This window comes from Streptomyces macrolidinus, from assembly GCF_023887685.1.
In the GTDB taxonomy this organism is placed as follows: Bacteria; Actinomycetota; Actinomycetes; order Streptomycetales; family Streptomycetaceae; genus Streptomyces; species Streptomyces macrolidinus.
The window spans coordinates 267,757-291,199 of the sequence record NZ_JAMWMR010000005.1; the positions used below are offsets into that span (position 1 = coordinate 267,757).

Below are 23,443 nucleotides of genomic sequence, written 5' to 3' on the forward strand. Positions count from 1 at the left end.
CTCCTGGGGTCCCCGCCGCCCGAGCCCGCCACCCTACTAGCCGTGGGTACGAGAACGGCACCCGCCGGTGGCGCGCTGTGCACGGGCGGAAGCATAGAGGCATACGGCGGCGGCGGTGGCGAGGTTCAGGCTCTCCGCCTTGCCGTGGATGGGCACGCGTACGACGGCGTCGGCCAGCGCCCGGGTCTCCACCGGCAGTCCCCAGGCCTCGTTGCCGAACACCCAGGCGCTGGGGCCGCCCATGGTGCCCTTGTCCAGCTCCTCGTCCAGGTCGTGCTCGCCCGCTCCGTCGGCGGCCAGGATCCGTACGCCCGCGTCCTTGAGCCCGGCCACGGCGCGCTCGACGGGGACTCCGACGGCGACGGGCAGATGGAAGAGGGAGCCCACGGAGGCGCGGACGGCCTTGGGGTTGTACAGGTCGACGGAGGCGTCGGTGAGGATCACGGCTTCGGCCCCGGCCGCGTCGGCGCAGCGCAGTACGGTCCCGGCGTTGCCGGGGTCACGGACGTGGGCGAGGACGGCGACGAGCTTCGGGCGGGCGGCGAGGATCGCGTCGAAGGGGGTGTCGAGGAAGCGGCAGACGCCGACGAGGCCCTGCGGGGTGACGGTCGTGGAGATGTCGGCGATCACCTCCTCGGCGGCGAGGTGGACGCGCGCGCCCGCGGTGCGTGCCTCGCCGATGATGTCGGCGTACCGCTCCGCGGCCTCGGGGGTGGTGAACAGCTCGACCAGCGTGGCCGTGCCGTCGGCGCGGTGCCCGGCGGCCTCCCGTACGGCCTGCGGCCCCTCCGCGAGGAACAGTCGCTCCTTGCCCCGGACGTTCCGCTTGGCCAGCTTGCGCGCGGCCTGGACGCGGGGCGAGCGGGGGGAGATCAGCTCGGGGGTGGCGGGGGGCATGGGGGTCACCTTCGAAACGTACGGGTCTGGGATCTCACGCGGTCTGGGATCACGCGGGTCCGGGATCTCAAGCGAACGGACCCGCAGGCCGCGTAAGCCTGCGGGTCCGTTCCTGTCCGGCGAGCGCCGGCGCGACGTCACGCCGCCTTCGGCGCGTTCACGTCCGACGGCAGCGCCTTCTGCGCGACCTCGACGAGCGCGGCGAACGCACCCGCGTCGTTGACGGCCAGCTCGGCGAGGATCTTGCGGTCGATCTCGACGTTCGCGGCCTTCAGACCCTGGATGAAGCGGTTGTAGGTCATGCCGTTGGCGCGGGCAGCGGCGTTGATGCGCTGGATCCACAGCTGACGGAAGTCGCCCTTGCGCTTCTTGCGGTCGTTGTAGTTGTAGACCAGCGAGTGGGTGACCTGCTCCTTGGCCTTGCGGTACAGGCGCGAACGCTGACCGCGGTAGCCGGAGGCCTGCTCGAGGATCGCCCGGCGCTTCTTGTGGGCGTTGACTGCCCGCTTGACGCGTGCCACTTGTTAACTCCTTGTAGCGGGGCCGCGGGGGTACTCACGCGGCCCGGAAACGATTGGGTCCCGGTCCGGACGCACGGCGCTCACGCGCCGCCGCGTCACTTGCCGAGAAGCTTCTTGATCTTCTTGGCGTCGCCCGGGGCCATCTCGGCGTTGCCGGTGAGGCGACGCGTCAGACGAGACGACTTGTGCTCGAGCAGGTGGCGCTTGCCGGCGCGCTCACGGAGCACCTTGCCGGAGCCGGTGACCTTGAAGCGCTTGCTGGCACCGCTGTGCGACTTGTTCTTCGGCATAGCGCCGTTCTCTCCTCGTCGGTGGCGCTCCGGTGCCCGGTCACGAGAACCGGGCACGATGGAGCGTCGCTCTTGTTTCGGTTACAACCTGGGACTGGCGTCCCGGGCTTTCCGGGGTGCGTACGTCCGCTGTGCGGCGGTCGTACGTCCGTACGTCCGGCGTTCCCCCGGGGCTTCGCCCCGGGATCAGGCCTCTGCGGAAGCCTCGGCCGTCTCGGCCTCGGTGGTCCCTGCCTCGGCGATCTCGGCGTCAGCGGCATTCTGCGAGCGACCAGGGTTGGCCTTCGCTTCCGCCCTGCGGGCCTCCTGCGCCTGACGGGCCTCGGCCATCGCCTCGGTCTTCTTCTTGTGCGGACCGAGAACCATGATCATGTTCCGGCCGTCCTGCTTCGGGTTCGACTCGACGAAACCGAGGTCCTGGACGTCCTCCGCGAGACGCTGCAGCAGTCGGTAGCCCAGCTCGGGCCGGGACTGCTCGCGACCACGGAACATGATCGTGATCTTGACCTTGTCGCCCTGCTTGAGGAACCGGACGACGTGACCCTTCTTGGTGTCATAGTCGTGCGGGTCGATCTTCGGCCGGAGCTTCATCTCCTTGATGACCGTGTGCGCCTGGTTCTTGCGCGCCTCACGGGCCTTCATGGCCGACTCGTACTTGAACTTCCCGTAGTCCATGAGCTTGCACACGGGCGGACGGGCGTTCGCCGCGACCTCGACCAGGTCCAGGTCGTACTCCTGCGCAAGCTCCAGGGCCTTGGCAAGCGGCACAATGCCGACCTGCTCGCCACTGGGACCGACAAGTCGCACCTCGGGAACGCGAATCCGGTCGTTGATGCGGGGCTCGGCGCTGATGGATCCTCCTCGGTAGCACCATACGGCCGCCTGGCTGGACAGCCGCGTATGTCCGGTTGACATGGGGACCAACCACCGGGGCACATGAAAAATGCCCCGGACGGAACACAGGCGGGACTCCGAGATTTCCGGAGCACCGCCGCGGTGAGCCGCGGGGCGCGCTTTCGGACGACTTCACCGTCCGTACGGAGAGGTGACGATCGTCTGACCGGTGACCCGCCGTCCTGGGGACGGTCAGGTGGGAGATCGGAGCCTCCACTTGTGGGCCGAACACTGCTGCGTACGCTGCTACGTCCGGCCGGTCGTCACACAAGGCTAGCAGCTCACCAGGGCTGGTGCGAACCGGTGTCCGCCGGGCCTCGTACCGCGTGCTCGCGCGGGCCTCCTGGGGCCTGTCCGTCACATTCCCGTCGTCGCACGGAGGGCGGCCCGGCGGCGTCTGGTGCGTGCTCCCGGTGCGGCGAGTGGGGGTCCCCCCTGCTCGCAGAGCTTGGGGGAGCGTGCCGGGCGTCGCCGGGCAGACGGGAATGTGATGACAGGCCCTAGCGCGGGGCGGCGCGGACCGGGGCCTATCGTGGGGAGCATGAGTGACACCTCCCCCGCGCAGGGCCCGGCCGCGACGGCCGCCCCCGACAGCACCGACTTCGACAGCATGACCCGCGACATCGCCGAGGTCCCCGCGGTCGAGGTGATCGTGACGGTCGCCGTGAACCTGATGAGCGCCGCCGCCGTGAAGCTCGGTCTGACCGAGGAGGGCGACGCGCACAAGGACCTGGACGAGGCCCGCAAGCTGGTGCACGCGCTGGCCGGTCTGCTGGACGCGAGCGCGACGGAGATCAGCTCCTTCCATGCGGCCCCGCTGCGGGACGGCCTGAAGTCGCTCCAGTTGGCCTTCCGCGAGGCGTCGATCGTCCCGGACGAGCCGGGCCAGGGCCCTGGTGAGAAGTACACCGGCCCGGTCTACGGCTAGGACGATCGCCTGGTGCCCCTGTCGGGGCACCGGGTCACGCGCGTACGAACAGGGGCTCGCCCGGCGGCGTCGCCTCGGCCGGCAGTACTGCCAGGTCGAGGCCGCGCACCAGGCGGGCCCTCAGTGTGTCGTCGGCGGCCATGCGGCCCGCCACCGCGCGGACGGCCTCGGCCACCGTCGCGGCGGGGTCCAGGACGAGCGCCAGGATGCCGTCGGCCTCGCCCGGCCCGAGGTGGGCGCGCAGGACGGCGGGCTCGGCGGCCACCGCGGCGCGTACGGCGTCGGTGACGGCCGGGTCGGCGAGCGGGTCGGTCGTGGTGCGGCCCTCGGCGAGGGCGAGCAGCGCGGTGCCGGTCAGTTCGAAGGGCACGGGCCCGGACATGTCCAGCAGGAGCGTGTCGGCCTTCTCGTGGATGGCCGCGTGGATGGCCTGCTCCAGGGGGACGGCGACGGGGCGGGCCGCCGGGTCCCAGAGGGCCAGGGCGGCGGTGGACGTGAAGGCGGGCAAAGCCGTGCGGTCGCCCGCCTTCAGGCTCGGGACGGCCATCTCGCTGGTCTTCTCGCGGCGCAGCCCGGCGCCCTTGCAGCGGTGCCCGTCCTCGGACTCGGACTCGCCGAAGACCTCACCGAGCACCGCGACGACGGGGACGAGGACGCGCGTGCCCTTCAGGGCCTCCAGGACCGGCCCCACGGCGGTCCTGTCCTCGGCCCAGGCGGCGAGCGCCGCGCTCAGCCGGGGGTCGGCGGAGCCGTCGTCGTCGGAGAAGCCGGGGTCGGGAATGTTCAAGTTCGCCACGGTGACCGAGCCTAGCGGGGAGGGTCCACCAGGCGTGCGCCGCCCCTGTCCGGACGCCTGCGCCACAGCAGCACCGCCGAGGCCAGCAGCAGCACGCCGAGGGCGCCCGCGAGCGGGCCCGCCCAGCCGAGGGAGCGCGGGCCGTCGGTCCGGTCCGGTCCCCGGCCGAAGTACTCCCGGCCGTACGCCGTCGTCCGCAGGTCCTCCGGGCGCAGGTGCGCCGCTGCCTTGACGGCCGCCGCGGGGTCGACGAAGCCGAATCCGCGGGAGTCGTCGCGGCCACCGGTCGGGGCGTTCCGGGCCGTCTTCTCCAGGAGCTGTTTGAGCTGGGCCGGGGACAGGTCCGGATGCGCCGCCCTGACGAGCGCGACGGCCCCCGAGACGAACGCGGACGCCGCGCTCGTGCCCCATCCCTCGTAGTACTTGCGGTCCGGGTCGGCGATGACGACGTCGACGCCGGGCGCGCTGACCGTGGCGTACCAGCGGCGGGTGGAGAAGGAGGCGCGGGTGCCGTAGCGGTCGACGGCGGTCACGGCGATGACGCCCGGGTAGGCCGCCGGGTACGAGACGTGGTCGCCCTTCTCGCCCCCGTTGCCCGCCGAGGCGACGACCACGGCGCCCTTCTTCAGCGCGTACTGCACGGCCTCGTCCTCGGCCGCTTCGGGGTGCGCGGAGGCGGAGTCGTCGCCCAGGGAGAGGTTGATGACGTCCGCGCCGTGGTCGGCGGCCCAGCGGATGCCCGCGGCCAGGGCGTTGCCGCGGCTGGTACGGGCCCTGACGCGGGCCGGGTCGCCGTCCTCCAGGATGACGCGGACGGGGAGGATCTTCGCCTTCGGGGCGATGCCCATGACCCCGTCGGCGCCGCCGATGCCATGGCCGTGCCCGGCGATGATGCCGGCCATCGCGGTGCCGTGCCGGGCCCAGGCGCGGTCACCGCGGCGGGCGCCGAAGCCGACCAGGTCCTTGCCCTCGACGACGTTGCCGACCAGGTCGGGGTGGCCGGCGTCGACCCCGGTGTCGAGGACGGCGACGGTGACGCCCTGGCCCTCGGTGGTACGCCAGGCCTCCCGGACGTGCAGGGCGTCCAGGGCCCACTGCTGGGCCCGTATCCCGTCGGCGTGGGCGGCGGTGGGGGGCAGCAGGGCGAGCAGCGCCCCGAGAAGGAGCGCGAGGAACCTGGCGGTGACCGTGCGGATCATGACGGCTTCTCCGTGGCCGAGGTGACGGTTCGCCGCAGGCGCGCCTCGACGCGGTCGGCGACGCCCGCCGCCTCGTGGCCGAGGCCCGCCTGGGCGGGGGCCGTGGTGGCGCCGGTCTTCCTGGCCTGCGCGGCGGGCTGCGGTTCGCTGACGGGGCGGCCGTCGGCGAAGCCGGAGACGGCGTACACGACGACGGGGGCGTCCGTGAGCACCGAGATCGCCCAGGAGGCGCGCTGGGCGTCGCCGAAGGCCGCGGCGGCGGTGTCCGGTACGGCGTAGGGGCGGGGCATCAGATCGGTGCGCCGGTCGAGGCCCTCGTCCTTGAAGCGGTGGTGCAGGGCGCGCATGGCGGCGGCGTCGGCGCGGGTGAACAGCAGCCCGACGGTGGTGACATGGCTGCGGGTCGCGTCCAGGTAGGTGGCGCGCAGCAGGCGCAGACAGCCGGCGGGGGCGAGGGCCGTGCTCAGGAGGGGGTCGAAGGCGTCCTTGCAGCCGCTGTCGGGGGCGACGGCGATGCGCGTCCAGGTGCGGTCGGCGCCGCCGGGGCCCGCGCCGGGGCCGTGGAGGGTGGGCGGGAAGAGCTGGTCGACGGGCACGCTGTGCCACAGGGCGCCGGTCACGGAGTACGCGTCCCGGGTTCCGTCGTCGGACTCCTCGGTGAGCCAACTCCCGGCCGCGGCACCACCGATGAGCCCGAGCCCGAGGACCAGACAGGCGGCTGCCGTGACCACCCTGGACCGCGCGCCGAAGCGCCGCGGACGCGCGGTGTCGACGTCGGAGGTGTCGGGCTGCGCGAGGGTCACCCGTGGCCGAGCCGCCACGCCGGCCTGCGCCCGCAGCCGCACGGTGGTCTCCACGACACGCTCGGGCGGCCCTCCTGCGACCGGCGGCGCATCAGGAAACCGCGCGGAGGCCACAGGAGGAGGCGGCCCGGACACACCCGCCGGTACGGGCGGGCGCTGGGGCGGGAGGGGGTCGATGGGACGGCTTCGGGGAACCGAGGGGGCCGAACCGGCGGCCTCGCTGCGGGAAGTCGGCAGGACCGACCCCACGGCCTCACCGCGAGGAGTCGAGGGAGCCGGACCGGCGGACCCGCTGCGGGGAGTTGAGGGAGCCGGACCAGCGGCCTCGCTGCGGGGAGTCGGCGAGACGGGACCGGCGGGACCTCTACGGGAAGCCGACGACACCGGTTCGACGGCCCCACTGCGGGGAGTCGGCGCAACCGAACCGACAGCTTCGCCTTGGGGAGTTGAGGGACCAGGATCAGCGGACCAACCACGAGAAGCCGACGGCAGCAGACCGGCGGACCCGCCATGGGAAGTCGACGGGACCGGACCGGCCGTCTCGCCACGGGGAGTTGGGGGAGCCAGATCAGCGGCCTCGTTGCGGGGAGTCGGCAAGACGGGATCAGCGGGCTCACCCCGGGAAGCCGACGGCATCGGACCGGCGACTCCGCCACGGGAAGTCGACGCAACCGGACCAACGGCCCCACCACGGGAAGCTGACAGGACCGGACCGGAGGTCTCGCCACGGGAAGCCGACAGGACCGGACCGGCCATCTCGCCACGGGAAGCCGACAGGACCGGACCGGCCATCTCGCCGCGAGGAGTCGAGGACACCGGACCGGCCGTCTCCTCGTCGGGCGGCGGTGGTGGTGGGGTCGTGGGGCGTGGGGGTGCCGTGGGGCGTGGGGGGATGGAGGGGCGGCGTGCTTCCGTGCTCATGCACCCCCCGTTTCGTCGTGTGGCCGGGCCACCCCGGATCCGGCGCGGTCGGGACGTGCCGCCCGTTCCGGGCAGGCATACCCGTGGTAGTGGATGCCCGTCCCGGGCGTCCGCACCGGGCCGAGCCCCCGCTTCCTCGCGTGCGCGTCACTCTACGGGGAGAACCGCGGGGAACGGGACCCCGGTCCGCGGCGCCGGGGCATCTGCCCGGAACATCCCTCTACCCTGCGGTAATCGCATCTGGCAGGCTGCGTTCATGACTGCCCGCCAGGCTTCGTCCCGAACCGCCCGTGCCACGGACCGGACCCGCTACGACCGGGCCACCGCCCACCTCGACGCCCCGGTCGCGATCGTGGACCTGGCGGCGTTCGACGCGAACGCCGACGACCTCCGGCGCCGGGCGGGCGGCAAGCCGATCCGGGTCGCCAGCAAGTCCGTCCGCTGCCGTGCCCTGCTCGAACGCGTCCTGGCCCGCGAGGGTTTCGCGGGCGTGATGTCCTTCACGCTCGCCGAGTCCCTGTGGCTGGCCCGCTCCGGCGTCGAGGACGTCCTGCTCGCCTATCCGTCGGCCGACCGGCAGGGATTCGCCGAACTGACCGCCGACCCCGAGCTCGCCGCCGCCGTCACCGTGATGATCGACGACCCGGCCCAGCTCCGCCTGATCGACGACGCCCGCCAGGGCGGCACCGAAGTCGTCCGTGTCTGCCTGGAGTTGGACACCTCGCTGAAGCTGCTCGGCGGACGCGTACGGATCGGCGCGCGGCGCTCCCCGCTCCATTCCCCGGCCCAGATCGTGGAGTTGGCCCGACTCGTCGCGCGTACGCCCGGCTTCCGGCTGGTGGGGCTCATGGCGTACGAAGGTCATGTCGCCGGGGTCGGGGACGCGGTGGCCGGACGGCCGCTGCGGTCACGGGCCGTCCGCTTGATGCAGGCCGCCGCACGCCGGGAGTTGGCGCAGCGGCGTGCCGAAGTGGTGCGGGCCGTACGGGCCGTGGCCCCGCAGCTCGAGTTCGTCAACGGCGGCGGCACGGGCAGTGTGCAGCACACGGCCGCCGAGGACGCGGTCACGGAGGTCGCGGCGGGCTCGGGTCTGTACGTGCCACGGCTGTTCGACAACTACACGTCGTTCAGGGGCCGTCCGGCCGCCCTGTTCGCTCTGCCGGTCGTACGCAGGCCGGGGGTCGGGGTGGTGACCGTGCTGGGCGGCGGCTATCCGGCGTCGGGGGCCGCGGGCCGCGACCGGCTGCCCGTCCCGTATCTGCCCGAAGGCCTGGCCTACGACCCGCAGGAGGGTCCCGGTGAGGTGCAGACGCCGTTGCTGGGCGCACCGGCCGACGACCTGCTCATCGGCGACAAGGTGTGGTTCCGGCACGCCAAGGCGGGCGAGCTGTGCGAACGCTTCGACGCGCTGCACCTGGTCGAGGGCGACACGGTCACGGCGACGGTGCCGACGTACCGCGGCGAGGGGCGGACCTTCCTCTGACCGAGCCTCTCACCGGGCCTTGGACCGAGCGGTCACTGCTCCGGACGGTCACTGCCCGGTGCCGATGCTGCTGCCCACGCCCCCGCCCGTCCCCGAGCCGTCGACCGAGCGGATCCCCTGGGTGATCCGGTCCATGTCGGCGAGCGGCGGCCCGTCGGGACCGGCCTGGAAGACGAAGCGGACGAGCACGGGCGCCTGCGAGCCCGTACTGGACGGGAAGGCCATCGACTCGACGTAACCCCCGGACCCCTTCGTGGTGTTGACACGCCAGCGCACGAAGTACCCGGCGCGGCCCGCGACCGCGACCTGCCCGGACTTCACCACCTGGTGGGAGGTGATGTCGCCGTAGGGCCGCGCGCCCAACCCGTTGGGGCCGTACGCCACGTCCGCCGCCTCCTTGATGTCGTCCTTGACGAGGTTCTCCAGGGACGTGCCGGTGGCGCCCGTACGCGAGTACACCAGGCCGTGGTAGCAGAGACCGGGGTCGCCGGGGCAGTCGAACCTCTCCGGGTCCGTGGTCAGCACGGTGGTGTCGTCCAGGGGTTCGTCGGGGAGGCCCCAGCCCTTGAGCACGGGGTAGGTGACACCGTTGAGTTGGTCCACGACGACATGCGGATCCCCGCTGCCGGAGGGGGACGGGGACGGCGAGTCCGTGGTGTCGGTGGGGGTCGGCGGCGTGGGCGTGGGCGAGGACGCGGCATGCGCGTCATCTCCTCCGCCGCGCCCGAGGACGACCGCGCCGACGACGACGCCCGCGACCAGGACGACACCGGCCGTGGCGAGCGCGATCACCTTCGTACGCCGGGAGTTGCCGCTCCCGGGGGGCGGCGGGGAGGCCAAGGGCTGCTCGGGTATCCGGGGCTGGCGTCGGTGGTCACTCCACGCCGCTCCGTCCCACCAGCGTTCGGTGAGCGGGTAGGAGGGGTCGCGGTACCAGCCGGGTGGGGGCGCACTGCTCACTCTGATCACTCTATGCGCTGCCGGGCGGGGTCCACCATCTCCCGGGCCACTGGGGGCGATTCGCCTGCACGGTCCACCATCTCGCCGGTCACCGGGGGCAGTTCGTACGCCCGGCACTACCCCCTGGTCAGCCCGAGCAGGTCGCGGCCCGGCCCCGTCGGACGGTGGCCCGTGCGCCACACCGCGCGCAGGGTCCGGTCCAGGCGTACGCCCGCGACGGGGATGCTCACCAGGCGGCGGGCCGACAACTCCTCCCCGACGGCGAGTTCGCTCAGCGCGGCCGGGCCCGCGCCGCTGACCGCCGAGGACTTGACCGCCGTGGTCGAGGACAGTTCGAGCAGGGGGCGGGCCAGACCGCCGAGGGCCGTGTCCAGGACCTGGCGGGTGCCCGAGCCCTCCTCGCGCAGGATCAGCGGGGTCGACGCCAACTCCTCGGCCGACAGCGGGGTACGGCGGCGCGCCCAGGGGTGCCCCGGCGCGGTCACCACGACCAGCCGGTCATGGCCGACGACGGCCGAGTCGAAGCCCGGCGGCACGGTCAGCCCCTCCACGAACCCGAGGTCCGCCTCACCGGCGAGCAGCCGCTCGGCGACCGTCGCCGAGTTCCCCGCCAGCAGCGACACCGCCGTATCGGGCCGCTCGGCGCGCAGCGCCATCAGCCAGCCCGGCAGCAGATACTCGGCGATCGTCATGCTCGCGGCCACCCGCAGCCGGGAGTCCCGTCGCCCCCGGAGCGCCTGCGCCCCCGCGTCGAACGCCTCCGCCGCCTCCACGATCCGCCGCGCCCAGTCGGTGACCAGTGCCCCCGCGTCGGTCAGCCGCGAACCCCGTGGCGAGCGCTCCACCAGTGCCACGCCGAGCTGCCGCTCCATGGACCGGATCCGGCTGCTCACCGCGGGCTGGGTGATCCCCAGCTCCCGCGCGGCCCGCCCGAAGCTGCCGAGCCGCGCCACGGCCAGCAGCAGTTCCAGCGCGCCCAGGTCCGGGACCCGGTGCGCCAGACCGGCCATCGGCGGCCCGCCGTCACCACCACCGGCCACCGGCGGCCTGCCGTCACCACCCTCGCTCATAAGCCCAGGTTATGCCCTCATAGAGCCATACCCTCTGGTGAGGAACCCGGCCCGACGTGAGCGTGTCCGTATGGTCGCCACAGTCGAGCCCCTCGCCCCGCCCGCCCGCCGTCCACGCGCCGCCGCCGTACGGCATCTCGGACCGAACTGGTACGCCGCCGTGATGGGCACCGCGATCGTGGCCACGGCCGGTGTCAATCTCCCCGGCGCCGCGCATCTGCCCGGCCTGCGGACGGCCGCCGCGGCCGTCTGGGCGCTGTCCGCGGCGCTGCTCGTCACGCTGCTCACCGCCCGGACCCTGCACTGGGTCCACCATCGCGACCAGGCCCGCGCTCATCTCCTCGATCCCGCGACGGCCCCGTTCTACGGCTGTCCGGCCATGGCCCTGCTGGCCGTCGGCGGCGGCACCATGGCGGTCGGCCGGGACTGGATCGGTGCGGGCCCGGCCGTCGCCGTGGACACCGTGCTGTTCACAGCCGGTACGGCGCTGGGTCTCGTCGCCGCCGTCGCCGTCCCGTATCTGATGGTCGCCCGGCACCGCATCGAGCCGGACCAGGCCTCCCCCGTGTGGCTGCTGCCGCTGGTCGCCCCCATGGTCTCCGCGGCCCTGGGCCCGCTGCTGGTGCCGCATCTGCCCGCCGGTCAGCCCCGGCAGACCCTGCTGCTCGCGTGCCTCGCGATGTTCGGCCTGAGCCTGCTGGCCACGCTGGTGACGCTGCCGCTGGTCCTCGGGCGGCTGATCACCGCAGGCCCGCTGCCGCTCGCGCTGACCCCGACCCTGTTCCTGGTCCTCGGCCCGCTCGGCCAGTCCACCACCGCCGTCGGCGCGATCGCGACCGCCGCCCCGGATGTCGTACCGGCCCCCTATGCCGGTGGCCTCGGCGTCCTCGCCCTCCTCTACGGCGTCCCCGTGACGGGCTTCGCCCTGCTGTGGCTGGGCCTGGCCGTCGCGCTGGTGGTACGCGCCCGGCGGCAGGGCATGGGGTTCGCGATGACCTGGTGGGCGTTCACGTTCCCGGTCGGCACCTGTGTGACCGGCGCGGAGACACTGGCCCGGCGCACCGGGCTCGCCGCCTTCGACGCACTCGCCGTCGGCCTGTATCTGCTGCTCCTCACCGCCTGGGCCGTCGCCGCGGTCCACACCGGCCGGGGCGTCGTCGGAGGCAAGCTCCTTGCGGCACCTCGCCACTGACGTACGCGGACGCTGACGTACGTGGGACACGCGCACGGATACGGACACCGGCGCGGGCAGACACGCACGCGGACACTTCGTCACCGCTCCCCCGATCGGGTCAGCGGCGGCCCATCGGCTCAGCGGCGGCGCGGGCGGTCCTCGATCGCCTCGATATGGTCGGCGACCGCGACCACGATCACGCGGGTGTCCGGCACGGTCGCCCGCCAGCGATGCCGCACTCCCCCGCTGAGATACAGCGTGTCGCCGCGCCCCAGCCGATGCGCGCGGCCCTCCGCCTCGACCTCGACGGCGCCGTCGACGACGTACATCAACTCGTCGTTGCGGTGCTGGAATTCGCGTCGCTCGTCATGATCCCCGATGAACTCCATCGCGTGCAGTTGATGGTGTCCGCGCACCAGCGGGCGCAGCCGCGCCTGTCCCGGCTCGAGCGCCTCGTCGTCGGCGCGCAGGACGTCCACACTGCACGCCGGGTCGGCCGCGGCGAGCAGGTCGGGGGCGGTGGTGTCGAGGGCGTCGGCGATCCGCTCCAGGGAGGGCTTGCTGGGGCGCGCCCGCTCGTTCTCGACCTGACTCAGGAAGGGGACCGACAGTCCGCTGCGCTCGGACACGACGGCGAGGGTGAGCTCCAGTGCCCGGCGGCGGCGCCGGATGGCCGCGCCGACCCGAAGGGGCTGTTCCTTGTGGTCGCCCATCGCTCCCGCTCCCTCCCACCCTCGTCGGTCCAAGGTGCGCTCTCTGCACCCTACGCATGTTCGGCAAACCGTTTCATGCGCCCGTCACATCACCGCCCCGTATCAGAGTGGCGAAGGTCACAGTTCGCGCCACCGGACAGGCAGCCCCACCACCTCTTGAGCGCCGCCCCTGTCGCCGACGAAAGGGCTGGTCAGCACTGCCGTGTGACCTGTGGGGCATGCTCTCGCGGCAGCGCGCGGCGGCAGGCCCCGCGGGGCCTCCCGTCGGCGTCCCGGTACCCAGGAGCGGGGGCGGGCACACCTCCGGAGCAGCGCACCCTGCCGACGACCAGCACCGAACAAGCATTCGGTACCGGCGGCGGCAGGGTGCGTGGAAGAGGGCGGACGGGGTTGACCGGATCCGTCCTGTGACCAGCGGCGCGGTGGCTACTGCGGAGTCATCCGCTCCACCATGTCCGGGTGCTCCTCCAGCCAGGCGGCCACGGCGTCCTTCTCATGGCCGTGCCCCCGCTTCTTGATCTCGGCCTCCAGGCTGCCGAGCTCCTTCTCGCTCATCGTGAAGTTCTTGATCCACTCGGTGAGCTGCGGGTACCGCTTCGGGAAGGCGCTGCTGGAGATGGTGCGGATCGTGTTGCCCTCGCCGAAGAGCTTCTTGTCGTCCTTCAGCTTGGTGAGCTGGTACTCGCTGTAGGCCCAGTGCGGCGACCACAGCACGACGGCGACGGGCTTCTTCTTGGCGTAGGCGCGCTTCAGCTCGGCCAGCATCGCGGGCGTGGAGCCGTCGACGACCTTGTACTCCTTGTCCAGGCCGTAGCCGGGCAGGACCTTGTCCTTGAGCAGGGTCATCTCCCCGGTGCCCGGCTCGATACCGATGATCCGGCCGCCGAAGGTCTTCGCCTTGCCCTTGAGGTCCTCCAGGGACTTGACGTCCTTCACGTACGAGGGGACCGCGACCTCCAGCGAGGTCGGCTGGTACCAGGTGCCCAGGTCCTTGAGGTGAGCCTTGCTCTTGTCCCAGTAGTTCTTCTGCGCGTACGGCAGCCACGCGTCGAAGTTGAGGTCGAGGTCACCACCGGCCAGGCCCGTGTAGACGGGGCCGACGTCCATCTGCTTCAGGTTCAGCTTGTAGCCGCGCCGCTCCAGGACGTTCTTCCACAGATAGGTGACGGCCACGTCCTCGTCCCAGGGGAACCAGGCGACGTTCACCGGACGCTTGGCCTCGGCCGGAGTGGCGGCGGTCTGCTGGACCGGGGCGAGCTTGTCGACGAGGCCGGGGTTCTTGGCCAGCCAGACGCGCACGGCCTCCTGCTGCTTGCCCTTACCGGCCTTGTTGATCTCGGCCTCCAGGCTGGTGAGCTGCTTCTCCTCCAGCCGGAAGTCCTTCAGCCACGTGCCGACCACGGGGTTGTCCTTGGCGAACCCCTTGCGGGAGAGGGTGTGCACGCCGTCGCCCTTGCCCCAGGCGCCCTTGGGGTCCTTGAGCTTCTTCAGGTCGAAGTCGTTGTACGCCCAGTGCGGCGACCAGAGCGTCACGACGACGGGCTTCTTCTTGGCGTAGGCGCGCTTCAGCTCGGCCAGCATCGCGGGCGTGGAGCTGTCGACGACCTTGTACTCCTTGTCCAGGCCGTACTCCTTGAGGACCTTGCTCTTGAGCAGGGCCATCTCACCGGCGCTGGACTCGATGCCGGTGATCTTCCCGCCGAACAGGTCGGCCTTGCCCTTGAGGTCCTCCAGCGAGTCGATGCCCTTCATGTACGAGGGCACGCTCAGCTCCAGCGACGTCGGGCCGTACCAGGAACCCAGGTCGTCGAGCTGATTGCCGTACTTCTTCCAGTACTGCTCGTGGGTGACGGGCAGCCAGGAGTCCGTCTCGAAGTCGATGTCGCCCCGGGCGAGCGAGGTGTAGAGCGCCCCGGCGTCGAGCTGCTTGGCGTCGACCTTGTATCCGCGCTGCTCCAGGATCTCCTTCCACAGGAAGGTGGAGGCGACGCCCTCGTCCCACGGGATGTAGCCGATGCTGATGCGCTTGCCCTGGCCGACGTTGTTCGCGTCGTCAGCGGTGGCGGTCGTGGCGCCGCCGCCGAAGACACCCATGCCGCCCGCGACGAGCGCGAGCACGACGACACCGATCACGGCCACGGCGGGCCGGGGACGGTAGGACCAGATCTTCAGGCCCTGCGCGGCGCGCAGCCGGGCTGCGGCGCGACGGCCGAGCGGGGAGACCTGGGTGCCGAGGGCGCTGGTCATCCGGTCCAGGTAGATCGCCAGGATGACGATGGCGATACCGGCTTCGGAGCCGAGGCCCACATCGAGCTGGCCGATGGCCTCGTTGACGTCGCCGCCGAGGCCGCCGGTGCCCACCATGCCCGCGATCGCGGCCATGGACAGACCCAGCATGATGACCTGGTTGACACCGGCCATGACGGTGGGCAGGGCGAGCGGGAGCTGGACGCGCAGCAGCGTGTTGCGCGGGGTGGTGCCGAACGCCTCGGCGGCCTCGACGAGTTCCTTGTCGACCTGGCGGATGCCCAGCTCGGTCATGCGGACGCCGGGCGCGAGGGCGAAGATCAGGGTGGCCACGATGCCCGCGGGGGCGCCGGTGCCGAAGAACAGGATCGCCGGGATGAGGTAGATCATCGCGGGCAGCGTCTGCATGAAGTCGAGGACCGGCCGGACCACTCCGCTCACGCGGCTGGAGCGCGCCGCCCAGATGCCCACGGGCACGGAGATGACCAGCGCGATGATCGTCGCCACCAGGACGAGCGAGAGGGTGACCATCGCGTTCTCCCACAGACCGAGGGAGTCGATGAACGCGAAGCCCAGGAAGGCGAGGACACCGGCGGACGTGCCGCGCAGCCAGAACGCGATCACCGCGAAGATGCCAGCGAGCAGCAGCGGCTGCGGGGCCTGCAGCACGGTGTCGATGCCGTCGTAGGTGCCCTGGAAGACGGTCTTGCAGAGGTCGAACAGCCAGGCCATGTGGTTGGTCAGCCAGTCGACCGCGGAGTTGATCCAGTCACCGAACGGAACTCTAGGCATGGGCGATCACCTGCCCGTCGCGCGGGGCGTCGCAGGGGACGGCATCGCTGGCCCCGTCGGCGAGGAAGTCGAGGACGCGCTGGCGGGGTACGACGCCCACCAGTTCGCGCTGCTCGTCGAGGACGGCCACCGGGTGCGTGAGGCGGGCGCTGAGCGCGCACAGCTCCACGAACGGCGTGCCGGGCGTCGCGGTCTCACAGCCGCAGTCCGCCTCGTCGCCGCGCACGGCGGTGTCCATGACGGCGCCCGCGGTCAGCACGCGCGAGCGGTCGACGTCCTGGGTGAAGGAGGCCACGTAGTCGTCGGCGGGGCGCATCAGGATGTCCTCGGCGCTGCCGATCTGCACGATGCGGCCGTCGCGCATCACCGCGATGCTGTCGCCAAGACGCATGGCCTCGTTGAGGTCGTGCGTGATGAACACGATCGTCTTCTTCAGGGTCTTCTGGAGCTCCAGAAGCTGGTCCTGCATATCGCGGCGGATCAGCGGGTCCAGCGCGCTGAAGGACTCGTCCATCAGCAGCAGGTCGGCGTCCGTGGCCAGCGCCCGCGCGAGGCCCACGCGCTGCTGCATACCGCCGGACAGCTCGTCGGGCCAGGACTTCTCCCACCCGGCCAGGCCGCACAGGGCGAGCGCCTCGTCGGCGCGCTTCTCGCGCTCGGCGCGGGGCACGCCCTGCACTTCCAGGCCGTAGGCGGCGTTCTCTCGAACGCTGCGGTGCGGGAAGAGAGCGAAGTGCTGGAAGACCATGCTGATCTTCCGGGACCGGACCGCGCGCAGATCGGCGGCGCCGAGTTCGGTGAGGTCCTGGCCGTCGAAGCGCACGTGCCCCGCGGTCGGCTCCAGCAGACCGTTGAGCATGCGCAACAGCGTCGACTTACCCGAGCCGGACAGGCCCATGACGACGAAGATCTGGCCTGGCTCCACCGTGAAGGACGCGTCGATCACGGCGGCGGTGGTGCCGTCAGCGCGCAGTTCCTCCCGGTCCGCTCCTTGCCGGAGCCGTTCCACCGCCTCGTTCTGTCGTCTGCCGAACACCTTGTACAGATGTTCGGCTTCAAGCCTGGATGACACAGGTACCTCTCGATCGGAAGCCTCCGAGCCGCTGCAAACGGTTGACATTGCAACTGGCATCACTTCGAGGCGCGCCTGCCCGGAGTCGGGCAGGGCAAACCTTCCGTGGCCCAGTTCACAGACACTTCACGCAGGTCACAGGCTCGACTACGCTGCGCGGCCGATCCGCTGTCAGTGCCGTACGGCATGATGCGAAGCGTGACCCGACGCCTGATGCTCCTCGACACCGCCTCGCTGTACTTCCGCGCCTACTACGGCGTCCCGGACTCCGTACGCGCCCCGGACGGCACCCCCGTGAACGCCGTGCGCGGGCTGCTCGAGTTCATCGAACGCCTGGTCCGCGACCACCGCCCGGACGACCTGGTGGCCTGCATGGACGCGGACTGGCGCCCGCACTGGCGCGTCGAACTGATCCCCACCTACAAGGCGCACCGCGTGGCCGAGGCGCACGAGCCGGGCCCCGACGAGGAAGAGGTGCCCGACACCCTGACGCCGCAGGTCCCGGTCATCGAGGAGGTCCTGGACGCGCTCGGCATCGCGCGCGTGGGCGTCGCGCGGTACGAGGCGGACGACGTGATCGGCACGTTCACCGCGCGCGCCGAGGGCCCGGTCGACATCGTCACCGGCGACCGCGACCTGTACCAACTGGTCGACGACGCCCGCGGGGTGCGCGTGCTCTACCCGCTCAAGGGGGTCGGCACGCTCCGGCTCACCGACGAGGCGGTGCTGCGCGAGAAGTACGGCGTCGACGGCCGGGGGTACGCGGACCTGGCGCTGCTGCGCGGCGACCCGAGCGACGGCCTGCCGGGCGTGCCGGGCATCGGGGAGAAGACGGCCGCGAAGCTGCTCGCCGAGTTCGGCGACCTGGCGGGCATCATGGCCGCCGTCGACGATCCCGCGGCCAAGCTCACCCCCGCGCAGCGCAAGCGGCTCGACGAGGCGCGCGCGTATGTGAGCGTCGCCCCCGAGGTCGTACGGGTCGCCCGCGACGTCCCCCTGCCGGATGTCGATACGGCGCTGCCGCGCACCCCGCGCGACCCGGCCGCACTGGAGGCGCTGGGGGACCGCTGGGGCCTGGGCGGATCGCTGCGGCGGCTGCTGAGCACGCTGGCCGTGTGACCGCGCGGACCACCCACCGCTCATGCTGTCGTCAACAGGCTGCCGTGGCCGGATCAAGCTGCTAACTTAGGTAAACCTCACCATGCACAGGGAGGTCGACATGGCAGAGCGCCCGGCAGGCAGGGCACGCAGGACGCACTCCGCGCAGGTGATCCGCACGGAGCGGCTGACCCCGCACATGCAGCGCGTGGTGCTCGGCGGTGAGGGACTGGCCGACTTCCGGGCGGAGACCTGCACCGACCACTATGTGAAGCTGCTGTTCCCGGCCGCAGGCGTCGCCTACCCCGAGCCGTTCGACCTCCAGCGCATCCGCGAGGAGTTCCCGCGCGAGCAGTGGCCGACGACCCGGACGTACACGGTGCGCGCCTTCGACCCCGTCCACCGCGAGCTGACGCTGGACTTCGTGATCCATGGCGACGAGGGCCTCGCCGGACCCTGGGCGCTGCGCGTCCGGCCCGGCGAGACCGTGCGCTTCATGGGCCCCGGTGGCGCCTACGCGCCGGACCCGAGCGCCGACTGGCATCTGCTCGCCGGGGACGAGAGCGCGCTGCCCGCGATCGCGGCGGCCCTGGAGGCGCTGCCCGACGGCGCCGTGGCCCACGCCTTCGTCGAGGTCGCCTCCGCCGCGGAGGAGCAGAAGATCGACTCCGGCACGGAGGTCGTCTGGCTGCACCGCGGCGACCGGCCGGTCGGCGAGGCCCTGGTGGAGGCGGTCCGCGCCCTGGAGTTCCCCGAGGGCAGGATGCACGCGTTCGTCCACGGCGAGGCAGGCTTCGTCAAGGACCTGCGGCGGCTGCTGCGCGTCGAGCGCCAGATCCCCCGCGAGCATCTCTCGATCTCCGGCTACTGGCGCCTCGGCCACAACGAGGACGGCTGGCAGTCCTCGAAGCGCGAGTGGAACGCACGCGTGGAGGCGGAGCAGGAGGGCACGCCCGCCGCGTAGCCGCTGTCGTTCAGGCGATCCGCGCGTGCAGGTGCATGTCATGCCAGCCGTCGGGGTGGAGGAGGGCGCTGCGCTTGGTGCCCTCCAGAGCGAAGCCCGTCTTCTCGGCGACACGGCACGACGCCTCGTTGTGCACGGCGTGCGTCAGCTCCAGGCGGTGGAAGCCGATGCTCTCGAACGCCCAGCGGGTCAGGGCGGTCACCGCACGCGGGGCGATCCCCCGGCCGCGCGCCGCGGACGCGGTCCAGTACGCGACCTCGGCGGTCCCCTCGGGCAGGGCGACATGGCGCAGGGCCGCGCGCCCGAGCAACTGGTCCGTGGCCTCGCCCGCGACCGCCCAGTAGGCGTTGGCCTCCCCCTCCCATGCGGCCCGCCAGCCCTCGATCATGCCGAGGGCCTCCGCCACCGACTCGCTCGCGTAGTGGTGCCACCGACGCATCAGCGGGTCCTGGAACACCTCGTGGACGGCCGGGGCGTCCTCGTCCTTCCACGGGCGGAGCACCAGACCACCCTCGGCGGGGATCACGGGCTGCGGTTGCCGGGCAAGGGAGCCGGGCGTGACGACATCGCTGATCAGAAGAGGCATGCCGCGCATGATCCCAGGTGCCCGTGGCCACCCGGCAACCGGTTATCGGCCCCCGTCCGCCTCGTACGCTGGAGCCCCATGAGACGACGCCCCCGTATCCCGCTCTCTCCCCTGCCGCAGCGCGACGGGGTCGACCCCGTGCGGGTGCGGCTGCCGTTCACCGAGGGCTGGGCCACCGTGCGCGACCATCTCGTGGCGCGGCTCGCGGCCGGGCCCGGGGTGATCGACACGATGATCGACGCCGGGCAGATCGTCGGCGCCGACGGGCGGCCCCTCACGCGCGACGCCGCGTACGTACCGGGCCTGTACGTCTGGTTCCATCGCGAACTGCCCGCCGAGGAGCGCGTGCCCTACCCGGTCGAGGTGGTGTACCGCGACGAGCACATCGTCGTCGCCGACAAGCCGCACTTCCTCGCCACCACCCCGCGCGGCAGCCATGTCGCCGAGACCGCTCTGGCCCGGCTGCGCCGCGACCTCGGCATCCCCTCGCTGACCGCCGCCCACCGGCTGGACCGGCTCACCGCCGGGCTCGTGCTGTTCACCGTACGACCCGAGGAACGCGGCGCCTACCAGTCGCTGTTCCGCGACAAGCGGGTCACCAAGGAGTACGAGGCCGTCGCCGCGTACGACCCCGCGGTGGACCTGCCGCGCACCGTACGCAGCCGGATCGTGAAGGAGCGCGGGGTCCTGACGGCCCACGAGGTGGCGGGCGAGCCCAATGCGGTCAGCCGCGTCGAACTCCTGGAGCACCACGAGGGCCGCGGTCGCTACCGGCTGCTCCCGCGCACCGGGCAGACCCATCAACTGCGCGTCCATATGAACGCGTTGGGGCTGCCGATCCTCGGCGACCGGCTCTATCCGGTGGTGGCCGCCGCCGGACCGGCCGGTGACTTCGGGCGCCCGCTCCAACTGCTGGCGCGGGCACTGGAGTTCACCGACCCGGTCACGGGCCGCGCCCACCGCTTCGTCAGCGGGCGCGCCCTCGCGGCCTGGTCGGCCTACGACGCGTGGGCCGGTGAGGGCGCTCACCGGCCCGGCGGGACTCAGCCCACCGACGAGTAGGCCACCACCCCGCGCAGCAGACCGTCGACCGCCTTGCGGGCACTCTTCGCGACCGTCGACCCCTCGGTGGGGGCGGCGGCAGCGATCTGGCCGAGGACGTCGATGATCTGCTTGCACCAGCGGACGAAGTCACCGGCCGGCATCTCCGTCTCCCGCAGCACCTCGTCCAGGCCCTTGCCACTGGCCCACATGTACGCGGCCCAGGCGAAGCCCAGATCCGGCTCGCGCTGGCCCACGCCCTCGGTCTGCCGGATACGGAAGTCCTCCTCCAGGGCGTCGAGCCGACCCCAGATGCGCACCATGTCGCCGAGGGCGGCCTTGGCCTTGCCCGACGGCACCTTCGGCTCCATCGCGTCGTCGACGGCCCGCGCCTCGTACACCAACGCCGAGGCGCACGCGGCCAGTTCGGCCGGGCCGAGGCCCTCCCAGACGCCTTCGCGCAGGCACTCACTGGCCAGCAGATCCAGCTCTCCGTACAACCGCGCCAGCCGCTTGCCGTGCTCCGTCACCTCGTCGCCGCGCAGATAGTCCAGCTCCGTGAGCAGCGCCACGATGCGGTCGAAGGTGCGGGCGATGGTGTTCGTACGGCCCTCGATACGGCGCTCCAACTGCGAGGTGTCCCGCAGCAGGCGGTGGTAGCGCTCGGACCAACGGGCGTGGTCCTCGCGGTCGTCGCACCCATGGCACGGGTGGGCGCGCAGGGCCGTACGCAGCCGGGCGATCTCCCGGTCGTCGGCGGCCCCCGACCGCTTCTTGCGGTGCCGGTCGTGCGGGATGTGCCCGGCCTTCGTACGCAGCGCGGAGGCGAGGTCGCGGCGGGACTGCGGCGAGCGCGGGTTGAACGACTTGGGGATGCGCATCCGCTCCAGCGCCTCGACGGGCACCGGGAAGTCGATCGGCGCCAGCCGCTTGACCTGCCGCTCCGCGGTCAGGACCAGCGGGCGCGGGCCGTCGTGGTGATCGAAGCCGCGGTGACCGCCCGCCCGGCCCGCGGGCACCCCGGGGTCGAGGACGAGGGCCAGCCCCGCGTACTTGCCCGTGGGGACGTGGATGACGTCACCGGCCCTGAGCTTCTCCAGGGCGACGGCGGCCTCGGCGCGGCGCTGCGCCGCACCCTGGCGGGCCAGGTCCGTCTCGCGGTCCTTCAGCTCGCGACGCAGCCGGGCGTACTCCTCGAAGTCGCCGAGGTGGCAGGTCATGGCCTCCTTGTAGCCGGACAGGCCCTCTTCGTTGCGCTGGACCTGCCGCGAGATCCCGACGACCGACTTGTCGGCCTGGAACTGGGCGAAGGAGGTCTCGAGCAGCTCACGCGAGCGATGCCGCCCGAACTGCTCCACGAGGTTGACCGCCATGTTGTACGACGGCTTGAAGCTGGAGCGCAGCGGGTACGTACGCGTGCCCGCGAGGCCCGCGAGATGCTCGGGGTTCGTACCGCGCTGCCACAGCACGACCGCATGGCCCTCGACGTCGATGCCGCGGCGGCCGGCGCGGCCGGTCAACTGGGTGTACTCGCCGGGGGTGATGTCGGCGTGCTGCTCGCCGTTCCACTTGACGAGCTTCTCCAACACCACCGACCGGGCGGGCATGTTGATGCCCAGCGCAAGGGTCTCGGTGGCGAACACGGCCTTCACCAGGCCGCGGACGAACAGTTCCTCGACGACCTCCTTGAACGTGGGCAGCATGCCCGCATGGTGGGCCGCGATGCCGCGCTCCAGGCCTTCCAGCCACTCGTAGTAGCCGAGGACGTGCAGATCCTCGGTGGGGATGGCGGCCGTACGCTCCTCGACCAGGGCGCGCACCCGGTCCCGCGCGTCCTCGTCGTTGAGCCGCAGGCCCGCGTACAGGCACTGCTGGACGGCGGCCTCGCAGGCGGCCCGGCTGAAGATGAACGTGATCGCGGGCAGCAGGCCCTCGACGTCGAGCCGCTCGATGACCTCGGGTCTGCCCGGCGTCCACACCCGGGAACGCTGGCGGCGCTCCCGCTCGCGGTCGGCCTCGCGCATCGCGCGGCCCCGTCTGCGGTCCGGGTACGAGGGGCGGCTGGCCTCCATGCGGGCCAGCCGGGTCAGGTCGGGGTTGACCGCCTTGCGGTTGCCCTCGCCCTCCTCGAAGAGGTCGTACATCCGGCGCCCGGCCAGGACGTGCTGGAACAGCGGCACGGGACGGTGCTCGGAGACGATCACCTCCGTGTCCCCGCGGACGGTGTCGAGCCAGTCGCCGAACTCCTCCGCGTTGGACACGGTCGCCGACAGGGACACCAGCGTCACCGACGCGGGCAGATGAATGATCACTTCCTCCCAGACTGCGCCGCGGAAGCGGTCGGAGAGGTAGTGCACCTCGTCCATGACCACATAGCCGAGGCCGAGGAGGGTCTGGGAGCCCGCGTACAGCATGTTCCGCAGGACCTCGGTGGTCATCACGACCACCGGGGCGTCGGCGTTGATGCTGTTGTCGCCGGTGAGCAGACCGACCTTCGCGGCGCCGTAACGGCGGCACAGGTCGGAGTACTTCTGGTTCGACAGCGCCTTGATCGGTGTCGTGTAGAAGCACTTCTTGCCCTGCTGCAGGGCGAGGTGGACGGCGAACTCGCCGACGATCGTCTTGCCGGAGCCGGTGGGCGCGGCCACCAGTACGCCCTTCCCCGCTTCGAGTGCCTGGCAGGCCTCGATCTGGAAGGGGTCGAGGCCGAAGTCGTACATCTCGCGGAAGGAGGCGAGCGCGGTGGCCTGCTCGACAGCGCGCTTGCGCGCCGCCGCGTACCGCTCGGCCGGTGAGAGGTCCTCTGTCATCGTGCTTTCGAGCGTACCGGGCCGCACTGACAACAGGACGATCATTATCCGCACCCCCGCCGGACCGCAACGAGACGGACGGATGGATGGCTGGACGGATGGATGGACGGCAACGAGAGGTGGCCGCGCCCCTGGGGAACACGACCACCTCTCGTTGTCTCTACGACCTCACGGCCCGGACCGT

20 protein-coding genes are annotated in these 23,443 nt (G+C 72.1%); 6 read left to right on the forward strand and 14 right to left on the reverse strand.

Annotated elements, in window-relative coordinates; translation table 11 throughout:
* Positions 1-36 precede the first annotated feature (36 nt).
* The 4 genes from NGF19_RS08705 to infC form a co-directional block, all read right to left on the reverse strand.
* Positions 37-897 carry a TrmH family RNA methyltransferase gene (locus NGF19_RS08705; RefSeq protein ID WP_252423729.1) on the reverse strand — a complete coding sequence of 287 codons (861 nt, stop codon included), beginning with the start codon at positions 895-897 and terminating at the stop codon, positions 37-39.
* A gap of 137 nt (positions 898-1,034) precedes the next feature.
* Entirely contained in the window at positions 1,035-1,418 is a 384-nt protein-coding gene (rplT, locus tag NGF19_RS08710) for a 50S ribosomal protein L20 (protein ID WP_252423736.1), read from the reverse strand.
* A gap of 95 nt (positions 1,419-1,513) precedes the next feature.
* Entirely contained in the window at positions 1,514-1,708 is a 195-nt protein-coding gene (gene rpmI / locus NGF19_RS08715; RefSeq protein ID WP_007829094.1) for a 50S ribosomal protein L35, read from the reverse strand.
* A gap of 186 nt (positions 1,709-1,894) precedes the next feature.
* Entirely contained in the window at positions 1,895-2,623 is a 729-nt protein-coding gene (gene infC / locus NGF19_RS08720) for a translation initiation factor IF-3 (RefSeq protein WP_252423738.1), read from the reverse strand.
* Between the two features lie 520 nt (positions 2,624-3,143).
* Here infC and NGF19_RS08725 point away from each other — a divergent pair.
* The gene (locus tag NGF19_RS08725) at positions 3,144-3,530 is read left to right on the forward strand and encodes a DUF1844 domain-containing protein (protein ID WP_252423748.1); all 387 of its coding nucleotides are present in this window, start codon (positions 3,144-3,146) and stop codon (positions 3,528-3,530) included.
* Between the two features lie 34 nt (positions 3,531-3,564).
* On the opposite strand, the gene NGF19_RS08730 is transcribed toward NGF19_RS08725, so the two are convergent.
* Genes NGF19_RS08730 through NGF19_RS08740 form a run of 3 tightly spaced genes read right to left on the reverse strand, consistent with a single transcriptional unit; the run spans position 3,565 to position 6,382 of the window.
* Entirely contained in the window at positions 3,565-4,326 is a 762-nt protein-coding gene (locus NGF19_RS08730; protein ID WP_252423750.1) for an SseB family protein, read from the reverse strand.
* 11 nt (positions 4,327-4,337) lie between these two features.
* On the reverse strand, positions 4,338-5,525 hold the full coding sequence (gene mycP, locus NGF19_RS08735) for a type VII secretion-associated serine protease mycosin (protein WP_252423752.1): 1,188 nt from the start codon (positions 5,523-5,525) through the stop codon (positions 4,338-4,340).
* Positions 5,522-6,382, reverse strand: coding sequence for a hypothetical protein (locus tag NGF19_RS08740; RefSeq protein ID WP_252423754.1), 861 nt, complete (start codon positions 6,380-6,382; stop codon positions 5,522-5,524). The genes mycP and NGF19_RS08740 overlap by 4 nt, the downstream gene beginning before the upstream one ends.
* Before the next feature lie 1,123 nt (positions 6,383-7,505).
* On the opposite strand from NGF19_RS08740, the gene NGF19_RS08745 reads away from it, so the two are divergent.
* Positions 7,506-8,732 carry an amino acid deaminase/aldolase gene (locus tag NGF19_RS08745; RefSeq protein ID WP_252423756.1) on the forward strand — a complete coding sequence of 409 codons (1,227 nt, stop codon included), beginning with the start codon at positions 7,506-7,508 and terminating at the stop codon, positions 8,730-8,732.
* 48 nt (positions 8,733-8,780) lie between these two features.
* Here NGF19_RS08745 and NGF19_RS08750 read toward each other — a convergent pair whose 3' ends face one another.
* Positions 8,781-9,692: a DUF2510 domain-containing protein gene (locus tag NGF19_RS08750; RefSeq protein ID WP_252423758.1), complete on the reverse strand. Its 912-nt coding sequence runs from the start codon at positions 9,690-9,692 to the stop codon at positions 8,781-8,783.
* 116 nt (positions 9,693-9,808) lie between these two features.
* A complete protein-coding gene (locus NGF19_RS08755) occupies positions 9,809-10,702 on the reverse strand; it encodes a LysR family transcriptional regulator (protein WP_252423872.1) in 894 nt (297 codons plus the stop codon).
* Positions 10,703-10,832: 130 nt separating this feature from the next.
* Here NGF19_RS08755 and NGF19_RS08760 point away from each other — a divergent pair, with 130 nt between their 5' ends.
* Entirely contained in the window at positions 10,833-11,954 is a 1,122-nt protein-coding gene (locus tag NGF19_RS08760) for a TDT family transporter (RefSeq protein ID WP_252423760.1), read from the forward strand.
* A gap of 119 nt (positions 11,955-12,073) precedes the next feature.
* On the opposite strand, the gene NGF19_RS08765 is transcribed toward NGF19_RS08760, so the two are convergent.
* The 3 genes from NGF19_RS08765 to NGF19_RS08775 all read right to left on the reverse strand — a co-directional run bounded on the left by NGF19_RS08765 (position 12,074) and on the right by NGF19_RS08775 (position 16,760).
* Positions 12,074-12,649 carry a helix-turn-helix domain-containing protein gene (locus NGF19_RS08765; RefSeq protein ID WP_252423762.1) on the reverse strand — a complete coding sequence of 192 codons (576 nt, stop codon included), beginning with the start codon at positions 12,647-12,649 and terminating at the stop codon, positions 12,074-12,076.
* 426 nt (positions 12,650-13,075) lie between these two features.
* On the reverse strand, positions 13,076-15,688 hold the full coding sequence (locus tag NGF19_RS08770; protein WP_252423764.1) for an ABC transporter permease/substrate binding protein: 2,613 nt from the start codon (positions 15,686-15,688) through the stop codon (positions 13,076-13,078).
* On the reverse strand, positions 15,681-16,760 hold the full coding sequence (locus tag NGF19_RS08775; protein WP_252423765.1) for a quaternary amine ABC transporter ATP-binding protein: 1,080 nt from the start codon (positions 16,758-16,760) through the stop codon (positions 15,681-15,683). The genes NGF19_RS08770 and NGF19_RS08775 overlap by 8 nt, the downstream gene beginning before the upstream one ends.
* A 189-nt stretch (positions 16,761-16,949) precedes the next feature.
* Here NGF19_RS08775 and NGF19_RS08780 point away from each other — a divergent pair, with 189 nt between their 5' ends.
* Together NGF19_RS08780 and NGF19_RS08785 are read left to right on the forward strand one after the other, a co-directional pair.
* Positions 16,950-17,879: a 5'-3' exonuclease gene (locus NGF19_RS08780; RefSeq protein WP_289734520.1), complete on the forward strand. Its 930-nt coding sequence runs from the start codon at positions 16,950-16,952 to the stop codon at positions 17,877-17,879.
* Positions 17,880-17,979: 100 nt separating this feature from the next.
* Positions 17,980-18,822: a siderophore-interacting protein gene (locus tag NGF19_RS08785; RefSeq protein ID WP_252423769.1), complete on the forward strand. Its 843-nt coding sequence runs from the start codon at positions 17,980-17,982 to the stop codon at positions 18,820-18,822.
* Between the two features lie 10 nt (positions 18,823-18,832).
* On the opposite strand, the gene NGF19_RS08790 is transcribed toward NGF19_RS08785, so the two are convergent.
* Positions 18,833-19,408: a GNAT family N-acetyltransferase gene (locus NGF19_RS08790; RefSeq protein ID WP_252423770.1), complete on the reverse strand. Its 576-nt coding sequence runs from the start codon at positions 19,406-19,408 to the stop codon at positions 18,833-18,835.
* Between the two features lie 78 nt (positions 19,409-19,486).
* On the opposite strand from NGF19_RS08790, the gene NGF19_RS08795 reads away from it, so the two are divergent.
* Positions 19,487-20,470, forward strand: a complete 984-nt coding sequence (locus NGF19_RS08795; protein WP_252423771.1) for an RluA family pseudouridine synthase — start codon at positions 19,487-19,489, stop codon at positions 20,468-20,470.
* Here NGF19_RS08795 and NGF19_RS08800 read toward each other — a convergent pair.
* On the reverse strand, positions 20,452-23,304 hold the full coding sequence (locus NGF19_RS08800; RefSeq protein WP_252423772.1) for a DEAD/DEAH box helicase: 2,853 nt from the start codon (positions 23,302-23,304) through the stop codon (positions 20,452-20,454). The two genes, NGF19_RS08795 and NGF19_RS08800, sit on opposite strands and share 19 nt — an antisense overlap.
* Positions 23,305-23,443 lie beyond the last annotated feature (139 nt).

Excerpts from the sequence above, each read along its gene's own strand:
- NGF19_RS08705 (WP_252423729.1), bottom strand. The coding sequence starts at position 897 with ATGCCCCCCGCCACCCCCGAGCTGATCTCCCCCCGCTCGCCCCGCGTC.
- rpmI (WP_007829094.1), bottom strand. The coding sequence starts at position 1,708 with ATGCCGAAGAACAAGTCGCACAGCGGTGCCAGCAAGCGCTTCAAGGTC.
- infC (WP_252423738.1), bottom strand. The coding sequence starts at position 2,623 with ATGTCAACCGGACATACGCGGCTGTCCAGCCAGGCGGCCGTATGGTGC.
- NGF19_RS08725 (WP_252423748.1), top strand. The coding sequence starts at position 3,144 with ATGAGTGACACCTCCCCCGCGCAGGGCCCGGCCGCGACGGCCGCCCCC.
- mycP (WP_252423752.1), bottom strand. The coding sequence starts at position 5,525 with ATGATCCGCACGGTCACCGCCAGGTTCCTCGCGCTCCTTCTCGGGGCG.
- NGF19_RS08745 (WP_252423756.1), top strand. The coding sequence starts at position 7,506 with ATGACTGCCCGCCAGGCTTCGTCCCGAACCGCCCGTGCCACGGACCGG.
- NGF19_RS08755 (WP_252423872.1), bottom strand. The coding sequence starts at position 10,702 with ATGGCCGGTCTGGCGCACCGGGTCCCGGACCTGGGCGCGCTGGAACTG.
- NGF19_RS08760 (WP_252423760.1), top strand. The coding sequence starts at position 10,833 with ATGGTCGCCACAGTCGAGCCCCTCGCCCCGCCCGCCCGCCGTCCACGC.
- NGF19_RS08765 (WP_252423762.1), bottom strand. The coding sequence starts at position 12,649 with ATGGGCGACCACAAGGAACAGCCCCTTCGGGTCGGCGCGGCCATCCGG.
- NGF19_RS08770 (WP_252423764.1), bottom strand. The coding sequence starts at position 15,688 with ATGCCTAGAGTTCCGTTCGGTGACTGGATCAACTCCGCGGTCGACTGG.
- NGF19_RS08780 (WP_289734520.1), top strand. The coding sequence starts at position 16,950 with ATGCGAAGCGTGACCCGACGCCTGATGCTCCTCGACACCGCCTCGCTG.
- NGF19_RS08785 (WP_252423769.1), top strand. The coding sequence starts at position 17,980 with ATGGCAGAGCGCCCGGCAGGCAGGGCACGCAGGACGCACTCCGCGCAG.
- NGF19_RS08790 (WP_252423770.1), bottom strand. The coding sequence starts at position 19,408 with ATGCCTCTTCTGATCAGCGATGTCGTCACGCCCGGCTCCCTTGCCCGG.
- NGF19_RS08795 (WP_252423771.1), top strand. The coding sequence starts at position 19,487 with ATGAGACGACGCCCCCGTATCCCGCTCTCTCCCCTGCCGCAGCGCGAC.
- NGF19_RS08800 (WP_252423772.1), bottom strand. The coding sequence starts at position 23,304 with ATGATCGTCCTGTTGTCAGTGCGGCCCGGTACGCTCGAAAGCACGATG.